General features: G+C 54.0%; 15 protein-coding genes and 1 pseudogene. 11 read left to right on the top strand and 5 right to left on the bottom strand.

Annotated elements, in window-relative coordinates:
• Positions 1-4: 4 nt before the first annotated feature.
• The 3 genes from mlaE to JNO11_RS01380 are packed head-to-tail and all read right to left on the bottom strand — an operon-like array spanning position 5 to position 1,836.
• Positions 5-787, bottom strand: coding sequence for a lipid asymmetry maintenance ABC transporter permease subunit MlaE (gene mlaE, locus JNO11_RS01390; RefSeq protein WP_010251894.1), 783 nt, complete (start codon positions 785-787; stop codon positions 5-7).
• Positions 788-791: 4 nt separating this feature from the next.
• A complete protein-coding gene (gene mlaF, locus JNO11_RS01385; protein ID WP_010251897.1) occupies positions 792-1,607 on the bottom strand; it encodes a phospholipid ABC transporter ATP-binding protein MlaF in 816 nt (271 codons plus the stop codon).
• Positions 1,579-1,836: a hypothetical protein gene (locus JNO11_RS01380; RefSeq protein WP_124889623.1), complete on the bottom strand. Its 258-nt coding sequence runs from the start codon at positions 1,834-1,836 to the stop codon at positions 1,579-1,581. Before JNO11_RS01380 ends, mlaF begins: the two co-directional genes overlap by 29 nt.
• On the opposite strand from JNO11_RS01380, the gene JNO11_RS01375 reads away from it, so the two are divergent.
• The 11 genes from JNO11_RS01375 to npr all read left to right on the top strand — a co-directional run bounded on the left by JNO11_RS01375 (position 1,835) and on the right by npr (position 9,815).
• Positions 1,835-2,815 (top strand): calcium/sodium antiporter, encoded by a 981-nt coding sequence (locus JNO11_RS01375; RefSeq protein ID WP_010251901.1) that lies wholly within the window; start codon positions 1,835-1,837, stop codon positions 2,813-2,815. The genes JNO11_RS01380 and JNO11_RS01375 overlap by 2 nt on opposite strands.
• 16 nt (positions 2,816-2,831) lie before the next feature.
• A complete protein-coding gene (gene kdsD, locus JNO11_RS01370; RefSeq protein WP_325176839.1) occupies positions 2,832-3,815 on the top strand; it encodes an arabinose-5-phosphate isomerase KdsD in 984 nt (327 codons plus the stop codon).
• A 13-nt stretch (positions 3,816-3,828) separates the two neighbouring features.
• Positions 3,829-4,395: a 3-deoxy-manno-octulosonate-8-phosphatase KdsC gene (gene kdsC, locus JNO11_RS01365; protein ID WP_010251905.1), complete on the top strand. Its 567-nt coding sequence runs from the start codon at positions 3,829-3,831 to the stop codon at positions 4,393-4,395.
• A complete protein-coding gene (gene lptC, locus JNO11_RS01360; RefSeq protein ID WP_010251907.1) occupies positions 4,392-4,964 on the top strand; it encodes an LPS export ABC transporter periplasmic protein LptC in 573 nt (190 codons plus the stop codon). The genes kdsC and lptC overlap by 4 nt, the downstream gene beginning before the upstream one ends.
• Entirely contained in the window at positions 4,939-5,490 is a 552-nt protein-coding gene (gene lptA / locus JNO11_RS01355; protein ID WP_061703561.1) for a lipopolysaccharide ABC transporter substrate-binding protein LptA, read from the top strand. The genes lptC and lptA overlap by 26 nt, the downstream gene beginning before the upstream one ends.
• Before the next feature lie 5 nt (positions 5,491-5,495).
• The gene (gene lptB, locus JNO11_RS01350) at positions 5,496-6,221 is read left to right on the top strand and encodes an LPS export ABC transporter ATP-binding protein (RefSeq protein WP_003851107.1); all 726 of its coding nucleotides are present in this window, start codon (positions 5,496-5,498) and stop codon (positions 6,219-6,221) included.
• Positions 6,222-6,269: 48 nt separating this feature from the next.
• Positions 6,270-7,703, top strand: coding sequence for an RNA polymerase factor sigma-54 (rpoN, locus tag JNO11_RS01345; RefSeq protein ID WP_010251911.1), 1,434 nt, complete (start codon positions 6,270-6,272; stop codon positions 7,701-7,703).
• A 21-nt stretch (positions 7,704-7,724) separates the two neighbouring features.
• On the top strand, positions 7,725-8,012 hold the full coding sequence (gene hpf, locus JNO11_RS01340; protein WP_010251913.1) for a ribosome hibernation promoting factor: 288 nt from the start codon (positions 7,725-7,727) through the stop codon (positions 8,010-8,012).
• Positions 8,013-8,164: 152 nt separating this feature from the next.
• Positions 8,165-8,644 carry a PTS IIA-like nitrogen regulatory protein PtsN gene (gene ptsN, locus JNO11_RS01335; RefSeq protein WP_010251916.1) on the top strand — a complete coding sequence of 160 codons (480 nt, stop codon included), beginning with the start codon at positions 8,165-8,167 and terminating at the stop codon, positions 8,642-8,644.
• Between the two features lie 47 nt (positions 8,645-8,691).
• Positions 8,692-9,546, top strand: a complete 855-nt coding sequence (gene rapZ / locus JNO11_RS01330) for an RNase adapter RapZ (RefSeq protein WP_010251920.1) — start codon at positions 8,692-8,694, stop codon at positions 9,544-9,546.
• A complete protein-coding gene (gene npr, locus JNO11_RS01325) occupies positions 9,543-9,815 on the top strand; it encodes a PTS phosphocarrier protein NPr (RefSeq protein ID WP_010251923.1) in 273 nt (90 codons plus the stop codon). The genes rapZ and npr overlap by 4 nt, the downstream gene beginning before the upstream one ends.
• A 3-nt stretch (positions 9,816-9,818) precedes the next feature.
• On the opposite strand, the gene mtgA is transcribed toward npr, so the two are convergent.
• Entirely contained in the window at positions 9,819-10,538 is a 720-nt protein-coding gene (gene mtgA, locus JNO11_RS01320; protein ID WP_325176838.1) for a monofunctional biosynthetic peptidoglycan transglycosylase, read from the bottom strand.
• Positions 10,539-11,430: 892 nt separating this feature from the next.
• Positions 11,431-13,765: pseudogene (gene arcB, locus JNO11_RS01315) on the bottom strand (aerobic respiration two-component sensor histidine kinase ArcB).
• Positions 13,766-13,787: the final 22 nt, after the last annotated feature.

Here is a 13,787-nt window from a genome sequence, read left to right as displayed (position 1 = left end):
TGCATCAATTCCCAAACATCAGTGCTGTCAGCACAAAATCCAATCCGAGCACCGCCAGTGACGCGTGCACCACAGTGCGCGTCGTCGCGCGACTGATCCCTTCAGAGGTTGGAATCGCATCATAGCCGTTAAACAGCGCAATCCACGTCACGGTAATGGCAAATACCGCACTTTTAATCAGGCAGTTAACCACATCGGCACGAAAATCGACGGCATTCTGCATCGCCGACCAGAAGAAACCAGGATCAATCCCTTTCCAGCTCACCCCGACCAGCGCCCCACCGGCAATCCCTACCGCGGTAAAAATCAGCGTCAGTAACGGCATACTGATAAAACCGGCCCAGAAGCGCGGCGAGACCACCCGGCGCAACGGGTCAACCGCCATCATCTCCATACTGGAGAGCTGTTCGGTGGCCTTCATCAGGCCGATTTCGGCGGTCAGCGCAGACCCTGCCCGTCCGGCGAACAGCAGCGCGGTCACAACCGGCCCCAGTTCGCGCAGCAATGACAGCGCCACCAGCATACCGAGGCTGGTTTCCGCGCCATAGGTGTTTAAGACCAGATAACCCTGAAGGCCAAGCACCATGCCGATAAACAGACCGGAAACCACGATGATCAGCAGCGACAGCACGCCGACGCTATAAAGTTGTTTAATCAGTAGCGGCGTGTGTCTGCGGAACGCTGGCTTGCCCACCAGCGCATGAAAGAGCATGAGTCCTGCGCGTCCAAAACTGGCGCACGTTTCAATTCCCTGACGTCCAAATGTCGCCAGCGCCTTCAACACCATCAGTTTAGTTACTCCCTGAGCCGGTTAAATCAGCGAGATAGTCGCCGGCAGGAAAACGGAAGGGAACCGGACCATCCGCATCGCCATCAATAAACTGGCGAACGCGCGGGTCATTGTTCGCTCGCAACTCCGGCGTGGTGCCGTGTGCGATAATTTTTTGTCCGGCCACGATATAGGCATAGTCCGCAATACTCAGTACTTCCGGTACGTCGTGCGAGACCACAATACAGGTCAGGCCCAGAGCATGGTTCAGTTCATCAATGAGTTTTACCAGCACGCCCATCGTGATCGGATCCTGACCGACGAAAGGCTCATCAAACATGATCAGTTCCGGCTCCAGCGCGATAGCGCGCGCCAGTGCCACACGACGCGCCATTCCGCCCGACAGCTCCGCGGGCTTCAGCTGGGCCGCGCCACGCAGACCCACCGCTTCCAGCTTCATCAGCACTGTGCTGTGCAGCAACGGAGGAGGCAGACGGGTATGTTCACGCAGCGGCCAGGCAACATTTTCATAGACCGTCAGGTCAGTAAACAGCGCGCCAGACTGGAACAGCATGCTCATTTTTTTGCGCGCTTCGTACAATTTAGTGCGAGACAATGACGGAATGTTTTCACCACGGAAAAAGATTTCACCGCTGGTCGGCTGAAGTTGCCCCCCAATCAAGCGTAGCAGCGTGGTTTTTCCTATCCCCGACGGCCCCATTATCGCCGTCACTTTGCCTTTTGGCACGGTCAGCGAAATGTCATCGAAGATGGTGCGATCTCCGCGCGAAAAACTCACGCCACGAACCTCAACCAGATTCGATTGCTGCTGGATCATTATAACCTCTTGTAAGGATCGGGCGTAAACATGGGGTACGATGGTAGCCTGTTCGGTCCTGATTCACGATAGCTTTACAGAAACTTACCGCTAAGATTTGGCGAAAATGGTCATTAAATTTACTTTTGCCGTCCGGACGGTCAAAATCAGCGCCTGTCTCGCCAAACAGAACCTTAAACCGGTCGGGAAAGGCATTGCCGGCCTGGGTTTTTACGCAAGGATTTTTCATGTTCGTAGCTTCTGCACTGCTGATTATCGGTTTGCTTTTACTGGCATATGGTGCCGATCGTCTGGTGTTTAGCGCCTCTATACTGTGTCGATCATTTGGCATCCCGCCACTGATTATTGGCATGACCGTTGTCAGCATCGGCACCTCGCTGCCAGAGATGATCCTCTCCTTTTCCGCCGCGCAGCATGGCCAGATGGATCTTGCTGTTGGCACCGCGCTCGGCTCGAATATTACCAATATTTTACTCATCCTGGGTGCCGCTGCGCTTATGCACCCGCTCAGCGTCCATTCTAATCTGATACGCCGTGAACTGCCGTTAATGTTGCTGGTTACCCTGCTCAGCGGTTTCATGCTGTTTGACAATCAGCTTAGTCGACTGGATGGAATAGGCCTGATCGCCATTGCCGCGATTTATCTGATGGTGGTGATTCGCATTGCGCGTAAAGCAGAACGGGATAACAACGACACCCTGACCCGCGAGCAGCTGGCCGAGCTGCCACGCGAAGAGAGCGGAAATACGGTGGCCTTTCTCTGGCTGGCCGTCGCGCTGATTATCCTGCCGATGTCGACACGAATGGTGATCGACAATGCCACGGCGTTTGCCGACTATTTTGGCGTCAGCGAACTGGTGATGGGCCTGACGCTGATCGCCGTGGGCACCAGCCTGCCCGAGCTGGCAACGGTTATTGCCGGTGCGCTGAAAGGCGAAGATGATATCGCGATCGGCAATCTGATCGGCGCCAACATTTATAATATTGCCATTGTGCTGGGTCTGCCGGCGCTGATTCACCCTGGCAGTGTCGATTATCACGCCTTCGCCCGTGATTACTGGGTGATGCTGGGAGTCAGCGTGCTGTTTGCCCTGCTCTGCCTGCTACGTCGCCGCCGCGTTGGCCGTACGGCAGGCTTATTTTTACTCTGTGGTTTCTTCGTCTGGGTGACGCTGCTGTGGATGCAGCCGGCATTCATGGACGGCTAACAAGGACAGACTCACTATGTCAAATCAGCAACCAACAGCATTTGATTTCCAGCAGGCGGGGAAAACCGTACTGCGCATTGAGCGCGAAGGTCTGGAACAACTCGATCAATATATTAACGACGATTTCGCCCGCGCCTGCGCCCTGATCTACGCCTGTCAGGGTAAAGTGGTGGTGATGGGCATGGGCAAGTCTGGCCATATCGGCAAAAAAATGGCGGCGACCTTTGCCAGTACCGGCACGCCCGCTTTTTTTGTTCATCCGGCCGAAGCTAGCCATGGCGATCTGGGCATGGTGAGCAAAAATGATGTGGTCATCGCCATCTCCAACAGCGGTGAGTCGAACGAAATCCTCGCGCTGATTCCGGTTTTAAAGCGTCAGCACATTACGCTGATCTGCATGACCGGAAGGCCTGACAGTGCGATGGGCCGGGTTGCCGATGTGCATCTGTGTGTCCATGTTCCGCAGGAAGCCTGCCCGCTGGGTCTGGCACCGACCACCAGCACCACGGCCACGCTGGTGATGGGTGACGCGCTGGCGGTTTCGCTGCTGGAAGCGCGCGGCTTCACCGCCGAAGACTTTGCTTTGTCCCATCCTGGCGGTGCGCTGGGTCGTAAACTGCTGCTGCATGTGGCTGATATCATGCACAGTGGCGATGAGCTGCCGCACGTCACACGGGACGCCTCGCTGCGCGATGCGCTGCTGGAGATTACCCGCAAAAATCTGGGGCTGACGGTGATCGTCGACGATCTGATGAAAATTGAAGGTATCTTTACCGATGGTGACCTGCGCCGCATCTTTGATATGGGCATCGATTTCCAGCGCGCCACCATCGGGGAAGTGATGACGCCAGGTGGCATCCGCGTCCGGCCTAATATGCTGGCGGTGGAAGCCCTGAACCTGATGCAGACCAAAAACATTACCTCGATTCTGGTGGCCGATGACGACCATCTGCTCGGTGTGGTACATATGCATGACATGCTGCGCGCTGGCGTAGTCTGAACAGGAAGAGAAAATGCAACAGGCAACCCACCCGATTGAAACCTGCTACGGCCCGGTCAGCGCTGACGTTATGGCGCGCGCCAGCAGGATTCGTCTGCTGATCTGCGATGTCGATGGCGTGATGTCCGACGGAGTGATCTACATGGGGAATAATGGCGAAGAGCTGAAGGCATTCAACGTGCGGGACGGTTACGGCGTTCGCTGTTTGCTGACCTCCGATGTGGAAGTGGCTATTATTACCGGCCGCAATGCCCGTCTGATGGAAGATCGCTGCAAAACGCTCGGCATCCGTCATCTTTATCAGGGACAATCGGATAAGCTTTTGGCCTATCGTGAACTTCTGGATAAACTGTCTCTTTCCGACGACCAGGTCGCCTACATCGGTGACGATCTGATCGACTGGCCGGTTATGGCGAAAGTGGGTTTAAGCGTGGCGGTGGCGGATGCACATCCGATCCTGTTGCCGCGCGCGCATTATGTCACGCGGATTGCCGGTGGACGCGGTGCAGTTCGCGAAGTATGTGACCTGATCTTAATGGCGCAGAACAAATTTGAGGATGCCAAAGGGCAATCAGTATGAGTAAAAGCAGGCGTTGGATAACGCTGATTCTGACCTTGATTGCACTGGTTTTGATCGGCTGGAATCTTACTAACCAGGATGACGATGGCACGCCAGTCGGCACGGACAGTCAGTCACCGACCTACACCAGTGCTGATTCACACACTGTGGTTTATAACCCGCAGGGCGCGCTGTCATATAAACTGGTCTCTGACAAAGTGACCTATTTCTCGGATGATGAACTGAGCTGGTTCGACAATCCGGTCATGACCACCTTTGATGAGAACAAAATCCCTACATGGACGTTACGCGCGGATAAAGCAAAGCTCACCAAAGATCGTATGCTTTACCTGTATGGCCATGTTGAGCTGAATACGCTGACGCAGGATTCTCAGCTTGAGCGGATCAAAACCGATAACGCCCAGATTAATCTTGTCACTCAGGACGTTACCTCTGATGACCAGGTGACATTGTATGGCCGCAGTTTTAACTCCACCGGCATGAAAATGCGCGGCAATTTACGGACAAAAAACGCCGAGTTAATCGAGAAGGTCAAAACCTCTTATGAAATTCAAAATGAACAAAAATAGCCTGAAGCTTTTACTGGCCAGCATGCTGCTGGCATCCAGCGTTCCGGCGCTGGCTCTGACCGGTGACTCGGACAAGCCCGTCAATATTGACTCGCAGAATCAGGCGCTGGATTTGCAAGGCAATGTCGCGACCTTTACCGGCAATGTCATCGTGACGCAGGGCTCAATTAAAATCACGGCAGATAAAGTCGTGGTGACCCGTCCGGGCGGCGACAGCAAGAAAACCATCGTTGACGCCTACGGTAATCCCGCCACCTTCTATCAGATGCAGGACAGCGGTAAGCCGGTGCAGGGCCATGCCGCAAAACTGCACTATGAACTGGCTAACGATTTCGTTGAACTGACCGGCAATGCGTTCATTGAGCAGCAGGACAGCAACATCAAAGGCGATCGTATTACCTACCTGGTGAAAGAGCAGAAAATGCAGGCTTTCAGTCAGGGCCAGAACAAGCGCGTCACGACTGTACTGGTGCCGTCGCAACTTCAGGACAAAGGTTCGTCCAACAGCGGAAAGAAGAGTAACTGATAGCTATGGCCACATTAATCGCAGAAAACCTGGCGAAGGCATATAAAGGCCGTCGCGTGGTAGAAGATGTCAGCCTGCAGGTAAAATCCGGCGAGATTGTCGGCCTGCTGGGCCCGAACGGTGCCGGTAAAACCACCACCTTTTACATGGTAGTGGGCATTGTGCCGCGTGACGCTGGCCGCATTATTATTGATGATGAAGATATCAGTATCCTGCCGCTGCATGCCCGTGCGCGTCGTGGCATCGGCTATCTGCCGCAGGAGGCATCGATCTTCCGTCGCCTCAGCGTCTACGATAACCTGATGGCGGTCTTGCAGATCCGTGACGATCTGACCGAAGAGCAACGCCAGGATCGTGCCCGTGAGCTGATGGAAGAGTTTCACATTGAGCACCTGCGCGACAGCATGGGCCAGGCACTTTCGGGTGGTGAGCGACGTCGTGTTGAGATTGCACGGGCGCTGGCGGCTAATCCTAAATTTATCCTGCTGGATGAACCTTTTGCCGGTGTTGACCCCATCTCCGTTATCGACATTAAGAAGATCATTGAGCATCTGCGTGACAGCGGCCTCGGTGTGCTGATTACCGACCATAACGTACGTGAAACGTTAGCGGTCTGTGAGCGGGCTTATATCGTCAGCCAGGGGCACCTGATCGCACACGGCACACCGAATGAAATTCTTGCGGATGAGCAGGTTAAGCGGGTTTATTTGGGTGAAGAGTTCAGACTCTGATAAGGTGTCGTTAATACCGATGTTTACCTGGGAACGATCATCCTGTCTATGAAGCAAGGTTTACAACTCAGGTTCAGCCAACAGCTGGCAATGACTCCGCAATTGCAACAGGCGATTCGCCTGCTGCAACTCTCTACGCTTGAACTCCAGCAGGAGCTTCAGCTTGCGCTGGAAAGTAATCCGCTGCTTGAGCAGACTGACCTGCATGAAGAGATCGATTCACGGGAGTCTTCAGAGGCCGAGGCGCTGGATACACGCGAAGCGCTTGAGCAGAAAGAGATGCCTGATGAACTGCCGCTGGATGCGACCTGGGATGAGATCTACACCGCGGGTACGCCTTCCGGCACCGGCACCGATTACCAGGATGATGAGTTACCGGTTTATCAGGGCGAAACGACCCAGTCGCTGCAGGATTATCTGATGTGGCAGGTCGGACTGACGCCGTTCAGCGATACCGATCGCGCCATTGCCACCTCTATTGTCGATGCTATTGATGACACCGGGTATCTCACCGTTTCGCTTGAGGAGATCCTCGACAGCATCGGCGATGATGAGCTCGAAGCGGATGAAGTTGAAGCGGTGCTGAAACGCATCCAGCGCTTTGACCCGATTGGTGTTGGCGCGCGCGACCTGCGTGACTGCCTGCTGGTGCAGCTTTCACAATATGCGCCCGAAACGCCGATGCTGGCAGAGGCGCGTCTGATCGTCAGCGAACATCTCGATCTGCTGGCAAACCACGACTTCCGCAGCCTGATGCGGGTCACACGCCTCAAAGAAGAGGTGCTGAAAGAGGCGATGCTGCTGATTCAGTCGCTGGACCCGCGTCCGGGTCAGTCGATCAACACCGGCGAACCTGAATATGTCATTCCCGATGTGCTGGTGCGTAAGATCGGCAGCCGCTGGACGGTTGAACTCAATGCCGATAGCGTGCCACGTCTGAAGATCAATCAGCACTATGCGGCAATGAGCGGCGCGACGCGGAACGACAGCGACAGCCAGTTCATTCGCAGTAATCTGCAGGAAGCCCGCTGGCTGATTAAGAGCCTGGAAAGCCGCAATGATACCCTGCTGAAAGTGACGCGCTGTATTGTTGAGCAACAGCAGGCCTTTTTCGAGCAGGGTGAAGAATTTATGCGCCCGATGGTGCTGGCGGATATCGCCCAGGCCGTTGAGATGCACGAATCGACCATCTCCCGCGTTACCACGCAGAAGTATCTGCACAGCCCGCGTGGCATTTTTGAACTGAAGTACTTTTTCTCCAGTCACGTCAATACGGAAGGTGGCGGTGAAGCCTCCTCTACCGCGATTCGTGCCCTGGTGAAAAAATTAATTTCGGCGGAAAATCCAGCCAAACCCTTGAGCGACAGTAAACTGACCTCCATGTTATCTGATCAGGGGATCATGGTGGCACGGCGTACCGTCGCCAAATATCGTGAGTCTTTATCCATCCCGCCATCGAACCAGCGTAAACAACTGGTTTGAAAGAAATGAGAAGGAAGACCTATGCAGCTGAACCTGACCGGGCAACACGTTGAAATCACTCCACCTCTGCGTGAATTCGTCAACGGTAAATTTGCCAAACTGGAACACTATTTTGAACATATCAATCAGGTCTATATTGTCCTGAAGGTTGAGAAAGTCACGCAGGTGGCTGACGCAACACTACACGTGAATGGTGGCGAGCTGCACGCCACATCCGAAGCGGAAGATATGTATGCGGCCATTGACGGACTGATCGATAAGCTCACCCGTCAGCTGACCAAACACAAAGATAAACTGAAAAAACACTAACCTTCACGCTAGCGACGCGCCCCTGGCGCGCAGAGCCGACAGGATGGGGCGGATAATCCGCCCCGTTTTGTCATCTGAGCAGGCGCCGTTTGTCACACGCGTCAATACGCGCTGGCGGTGAATGGCCTGGTGAACACGCAAGTGAAACGATAATGAACAACGATCTCACACTGGAATTGAGCACAGTGCTTTCGCCAGACTGCACCCGCAGCGGCGTCCACTGCCAGAGCAAAAAACGTGCGCTGGAAATCATCAGCGAACTGGCCGCTAAGCAGCTCAACCTGCCGCACCAGACGCTTTTCGAAGCGATCCTGACCCGCGAACGCATGGGCAGTACCGGTATTGGTAACGGGATAGCCATCCCGCACGGCAAGCTGGAAGAGGATACGCTGCGCGCGGTTGGGGTGTTTATCAGCCTCGAACAGCCGATTGCGTTTGATGCCGTCGACAACCAGCCGGTCGATCTGTTGTTTGCCTTACTGGTCCCGGCTGACCAGTGCAAAACACATCTGCACACCCTGTCACTGGTGGCAAAGCGTCTGGCAGATAAAACGGTTTGCCGTCGTCTGCGCGCAGCGCAGAGTGATGAAGAGCTCTATGCCATTATTACGGAAGTCCAGTCGGAGCAGTAACGCGTCTTTACCGGCCCGGTGCCGGTTTTAAAACGGGAGAGAAGGTCATGGTGCTGATGATCGTTAGCGGTCGTTCAGGCTCGGGGAAGTCAGTGGCGCTCCGTGCGCTGGAAGATATGGGGTTCTACTGCGTTGATAACCTGCCGGTCGTGCTGCTGCCTGAGTTAGCTAACTCGCTGGCTGAGCGCAATATTTCGGCGGCGGTCAGCATCGACGTGCGTAATATGCCCGAATCCCCGGAAATTTTTGAAACCGCACTGAATAATCTGCCTGATACATTTTCCCCTCAGCTGCTGTTTCTCGACGCCGATCGCAACACCCTGATTCGTCGTTACAGCGATACGCGCCGTCTGCATCCCCTCTCCAGCAAAAACCTCTCGCTGGAGAGCGCGATTGATGAAGAGAGCGATCTGCTGGAGCCACTTCGTTCACGTGCCGATCTGATCATCGACACCTCAGAGATGTCGGTGCATGAGCTGGCAGAGATGCTGCGTACCCGCCTGCTGGGCAAGCGTGAACGTGAGCTGACCATGGTGTTTGAGTCGTTTGGCTTCAAGCATGGCATTCCGATTGACGCTGACTATGTATTTGACGTGCGCTTTCTGCCCAACCCCCACTGGGATCCCAAACTGCGCCCGATGACCGGCCTCGATCGTCCTGTGGCGGCCTTCCTTGATCGCCACACTGAAGTGCATAATTTTATCTACCAGACGCGCAGCTACCTTGAACTCTGGCTGCCGATGCTGGAGACCAATAACCGTAGCTATCTTACCGTGGCGATTGGCTGCACCGGCGGTAAACACCGCTCAGTCTATATTGCAGAACAGCTGGCAGATTACTTCCGTTCACGGGGTAAGAATGTGCAGTCACGCCATCGTACGCTGGAAAAGCGCAAATCATGACCGTCAGACAAACTGTAGAAATCAAAAATAAGCTGGGCATGCATGCACGTCCGGCGATGAAGTTATTTGAGCTGGTGCAGAGCTTTGATGCCGAAGTATTACTGCGTAATGAAGCGGGCACTGAAGCCGAAGCCAGCAGCGTGATTGCGCTGCTGATGCTCGACTCGGCAAAAGGCGGCCACATTGAGATTGAAGCCAGCGGCCCGGAGGAGATCCCGGCGCTGGCAGCGGTCATTGAGTTATTTGAAGCGGGTTTCGATGAAGATTAACGCTTAATCGAGCTGATTACGCTGCAGGAAGCCTTCCCCGCCAAGCTGGCGCATCTGACGCAGTATCCACTGCTGCCGCTCTCTGACGTAGCCTGAAGGTGCAGCAGCACGATAACGTATCGGATTAGGCAGCACCGCTGCCAGTAAGGCGGCATCTGCTGCGGTCAGCCGGCTGGCAGGCTTATGGAAGTAACGCTGAGAAGCCGCCTCAACGCCAAAGATGCCCGGCCCGAACTCCGCAATATTGAGATAGACGGTTAAAATACGCCGCTTCGTCCAGACCGTTTCAATTCCTACCGTCAGACCCGCTTCCAGACCTTTACGCACCCAGCTGCGACCATCCCAGAGGAACAGATTCTTCGCCGTCTGTTGAGACAGCGTGGACGCCCCACGCATCCGGCTATCGCTGTTATCCAGTACAGACTCAATCGCCGCCACATCAAAGCCCCAATGGGTGGGAAACTTTTGATCTTCTGAGGCGATAACGGCCAGCCCTATCCAGGGCGAAATCTCGTCATGGCCGACCCAGTCTGAATGGGCGACATAACTAAAATCACCGCGTAACCAGGCTCCAATCTGTCGTTCAGCCATCACCGCTGAGAACGGCACGGGTAAGAACGAAAAGAGTAAAATGCCCGCCAGCCATATTCCCAGCCACACCAGTACGATACGACCAACAATACGTCTGATACGCTGTCCGACGCTTCCTTTATGCTTGTTCATGCAATCTTCCCACACTTGTTTCAGACGTTAATCAATCACTCATGTAATCACTGCTAAAAAAAGCAGCCTTTTTTACGATTATCGCTGAAAACTGACAGGCTGTTTCCAGACTTTATTCAATCATTTTGCATCAACATGCTGCAACAGTTCGAAATAGTTCAAGTACTTCCGCAAAAAAAGGAATCGGTTCCATTCATTGCCATTGCTTAGCATCTTTCCAGATAAACACTTAATAATGAGTAATAAGCGCCCGCATGAATCATTTACCATGCTTAACTGTTATTATTTTCTTAATCCTGCCGCGCCCAAAGGTTAATCAGAATTATCGTTATAACGGATAAATAAGCAGCGCTTAATGGCGTCACGGGTTGCCAGAATGGCACTATTTCCTTCCAGTAATAACCCTGATAGCAGAACGACAGAAGGACAAACTTTTAGATTCTTTTTTTATCATTCCAAATCGTTTTGGATAATTCGTGTCATTTCAGGCAGCGCGCTTGCAATATCAGCGCGTTAGCCTCATTCAAAAGGCAAATGTTAACGGCAGCTCACTTTGGTGCTGCTCAGCTTCAGTTTCCCTGTCCGGCAGCATTAAAACTACACGAAAAAGCGTAAAACTGATTAAAATAGCAGCAACACAGCACAGAAATTAATTCCTTACTTGACTGTGTTGCCAAATTAATGTTTTCTGTATTTAAACGCTGCTCAATATCACAAATTTTAATGAATCTTGTCGCATGAGAAGATGAATTTGCTAAGGTGATGACAGTGTTAACCAATACCCTGCGGCTGCATTAATTATTCAAATCATAGCGGCCGCAATGATTTCCCTGGTGTTGGCGCAGTATTTCGCGCACCCCGGCCTCGGCTGGGGTCATTTTTTTCCGGGGTATCACTTATCCTGCTCTGCCACCCAGTCGCGTAATACCTGCACATCGTGTCGCCATTCATGCTTCAGCTCATCAATCCATTCACCTACATTGTCCCACCACGCCGGTAACTCCGGACTCTGAATCTGTTTCGCCAGCATCTGCAAACGCTGCAGCCCGACCGAACCCGCCGCCCCTTTGATTTTGTGTCCCTCTTCAGCAATGCCTTTCTGATCGCGCGCCATCAGATTCGACTCCAGCACCGCAAGGTAGTCCGGCATCATCTTTTCAAACATCGTCAGGCTTTGGGTAATCAGGCTGGGACCAACCAGCTCGATATACTGTTCGAGCATCGCGACATCCAGCAGCATTCGGGTTTTGTCATCGCTGACATCAGCGATCTCCTCTTCCGGTTCTGTCTGATAATCCCAGTACTTTTTAATCATCGCAGTGAGTGCCGGCACTGCCAGCGGTTTGCTGAGCACGTCATCCATTCCCGCGTCGAAGTACTCTTTTTTGTCTTTGAGGACATTGGCGGTAAGAGCAACCAGCGGGGGCAGATGCGTTCCCTGGTACTGCTGGCGAATCGCACGTGAGACATCCAGCCCGGTCATATCGGGCAGCTGAATGTCCAGCAGCACCAGGTCAAACTCCAGCGGGTCAAACATCGCCAGCGCCTCGCTGCCGGTCATGGCGACCTCCACACTGCAGCCCAGCTTCTCCAGTACCGAGCGCGCCACAATCACATTAAGCTCAATATCTTCAACCAGCAGCACGTGCAGCGCAGGCAGTGGCAGGCTATCGTCCACGCCTTCATCCTCCACCTCTTCAGCAATGCGTGGCGCTTTGATCTCTACGGTGAAGCATGACCCCTGTCCCGGCGCACTGTGCACGCGGATATCACCGCCCATCGCCTGCGCCAGGCGGCGTGATACCGCCAGCCCGATGCCGGTACCGGTAGCCGGTTTACCGCCATGCTGATCTTTGACCTGATAATACATAGCGAAGATCTTGTCCTGCTCCTCCTGACGGATACCCATGCCGGAGTCCTGCACCTCAAAGCGCAGCGTCTCGTCCTGCTCATAGGTTACCCGCACCACGATCTCGCCCTGCTGGGTGAACTTCACGGCGTTACCAATCAGGTTCCACAGAATCTGGCGCAGACGCGTTCCATCTGTCGAGATCATATGCGGCAGGGGCAGTTGCGGCGCGAGCACAAACTTCAGCCCTTTCGGCTGTGCCAGCAAACCAGAGAGGTTTTCTAAATCGGCCAGGAAACCGGTGAAGTCGAGCGGCTGATTATCCAGCTGCACTTTACGGCGCTCGATTTTGTCCACCTCAATCACATCATTGAAGATATTGCCCAGCGTGATGGCGGAGACGTGGATGGTTTTGAGATATTTCAGCTGTTCCTGATTAAGGTCGGTGTCCAGCAGGATGCGGCTCAGGCCGACAATGCCATTAAGCGGCGTACGAAGCTCGTGGCTGATCGTAGAGATAAAGGTGGTCTTCTCCCGGCTGGCGTTCTCTAACGCGTCCTGGTAGCGCTTACGTTCGGTTATATCGCGGCCAAAGCCCATCAATCCGCTGCGCTTACCCACGCGGTCGTAGTAAGGCACTTTACGGATCTCGAAGCAGGCTTTGCGTCCGTCGGGATATTGCAGCCACTGTTCATAGGTCAGCGAGACGTTGTGGCGGAACACCTTCTCGTCCGTTTCCAGCACTTTAGTTGCCGCTTCATCATCATAGATATCGCGCGGCGTCAGGCCAATCAGCTGCTTTTCGCTTTTGCCGGTCAGCAGCTCCATTGCACGGTTGCAGCCGGAGAACTGTTTATCGATGTTGCGATAGAACACCAGGTCAGGCGAGGCATCCAGGAAGGAGCGCAGGAAGGAGGATTGCTGTTCCAGCTCAATCTGTGCCTGCTCACGACGCGTTACCTCTTCACGCAGCTTATCCATCACCTGTTCGCGTGCCAGTTCCGCCTTTTTTACGATCGCTGATCTCCTGATTCAGCTGCGTAATGGTCTCTTTCATCTGCTGATTGAGTTCCAGATCGCGGGTACGCATCTCTTCCAGCTTATCCACCAGCCGTGCCAGGCGTTGCCGTGACTCCTCCAGCTGATCGACCACCACCGAGAGGAAATAGACCGCCCAGGGCGTGATCAGCAGCCCGAAGAAGACCGAACGCACCACGTCAATACTCTCGACATGGCCCCGCAGTACCATCGTGACCGCCATCTGGACAATCATCGCCAGCACCACCAGCGCAGACGCCAGCAGCAGCGAGAACCTCACCAGTCCAAGCTTCACCATTAAATCAACGTAGTACTGCGCCAACAGACGAATTTGTTTCATAACAACTCCCTGGAAGAGAAAC

The organism is Pantoea sp. 1B4 (assembly GCF_016925765.1).
GTDB classification, from domain to species: Bacteria; Pseudomonadota; Gammaproteobacteria; order Enterobacterales; family Enterobacteriaceae; genus Pantoea; species Pantoea agglomerans.
Note: the sequence above shows the minus strand (reverse complement) of the source record. Positions and strands in the feature narration are given on the sequence as shown.

Coding starts and splice junctions, on each gene's coding strand:
- lptA (WP_061703561.1), top strand. CDS start 4,939: ATGAAATTCAAAATGAACAAAAATAGCCTGAAGCTTTTACTGGCCAGC.
- lptB (WP_003851107.1), top strand. CDS start 5,496: ATGGCCACATTAATCGCAGAAAACCTGGCGAAGGCATATAAAGGCCGT.
- rapZ (WP_010251920.1), top strand. CDS start 8,692: ATGGTGCTGATGATCGTTAGCGGTCGTTCAGGCTCGGGGAAGTCAGTG.
- mlaE (WP_010251894.1), bottom strand. CDS start 787: ATGGTGTTGAAGGCGCTGGCGACATTTGGACGTCAGGGAATTGAAACG.
- kdsD (WP_325176839.1), top strand. CDS start 2,832: ATGTCAAATCAGCAACCAACAGCATTTGATTTCCAGCAGGCGGGGAAA.
- rpoN (WP_010251911.1), top strand. CDS start 6,270: ATGAAGCAAGGTTTACAACTCAGGTTCAGCCAACAGCTGGCAATGACT.
- hpf (WP_010251913.1), top strand. CDS start 7,725: ATGCAGCTGAACCTGACCGGGCAACACGTTGAAATCACTCCACCTCTG.
- JNO11_RS01380 (WP_124889623.1), bottom strand. CDS start 1,836: ATGAAAAATCCTTGCGTAAAAACCCAGGCCGGCAATGCCTTTCCCGAC.
- mlaF (WP_010251897.1), bottom strand. CDS start 1,607: ATGATCCAGCAGCAATCGAATCTGGTTGAGGTTCGTGGCGTGAGTTTT.
- ptsN (WP_010251916.1), top strand. CDS start 8,165: ATGAACAACGATCTCACACTGGAATTGAGCACAGTGCTTTCGCCAGAC.
- kdsC (WP_010251905.1), top strand. CDS start 3,829: ATGCAACAGGCAACCCACCCGATTGAAACCTGCTACGGCCCGGTCAGC.
- JNO11_RS01375 (WP_010251901.1), top strand. CDS start 1,835: ATGTTCGTAGCTTCTGCACTGCTGATTATCGGTTTGCTTTTACTGGCA.
- mtgA (WP_325176838.1), bottom strand. CDS start 10,538: ATGAACAAGCATAAAGGAAGCGTCGGACAGCGTATCAGACGTATTGTT.
- npr (WP_010251923.1), top strand. CDS start 9,543: ATGACCGTCAGACAAACTGTAGAAATCAAAAATAAGCTGGGCATGCAT.
- lptC (WP_010251907.1), top strand. CDS start 4,392: ATGAGTAAAAGCAGGCGTTGGATAACGCTGATTCTGACCTTGATTGCA.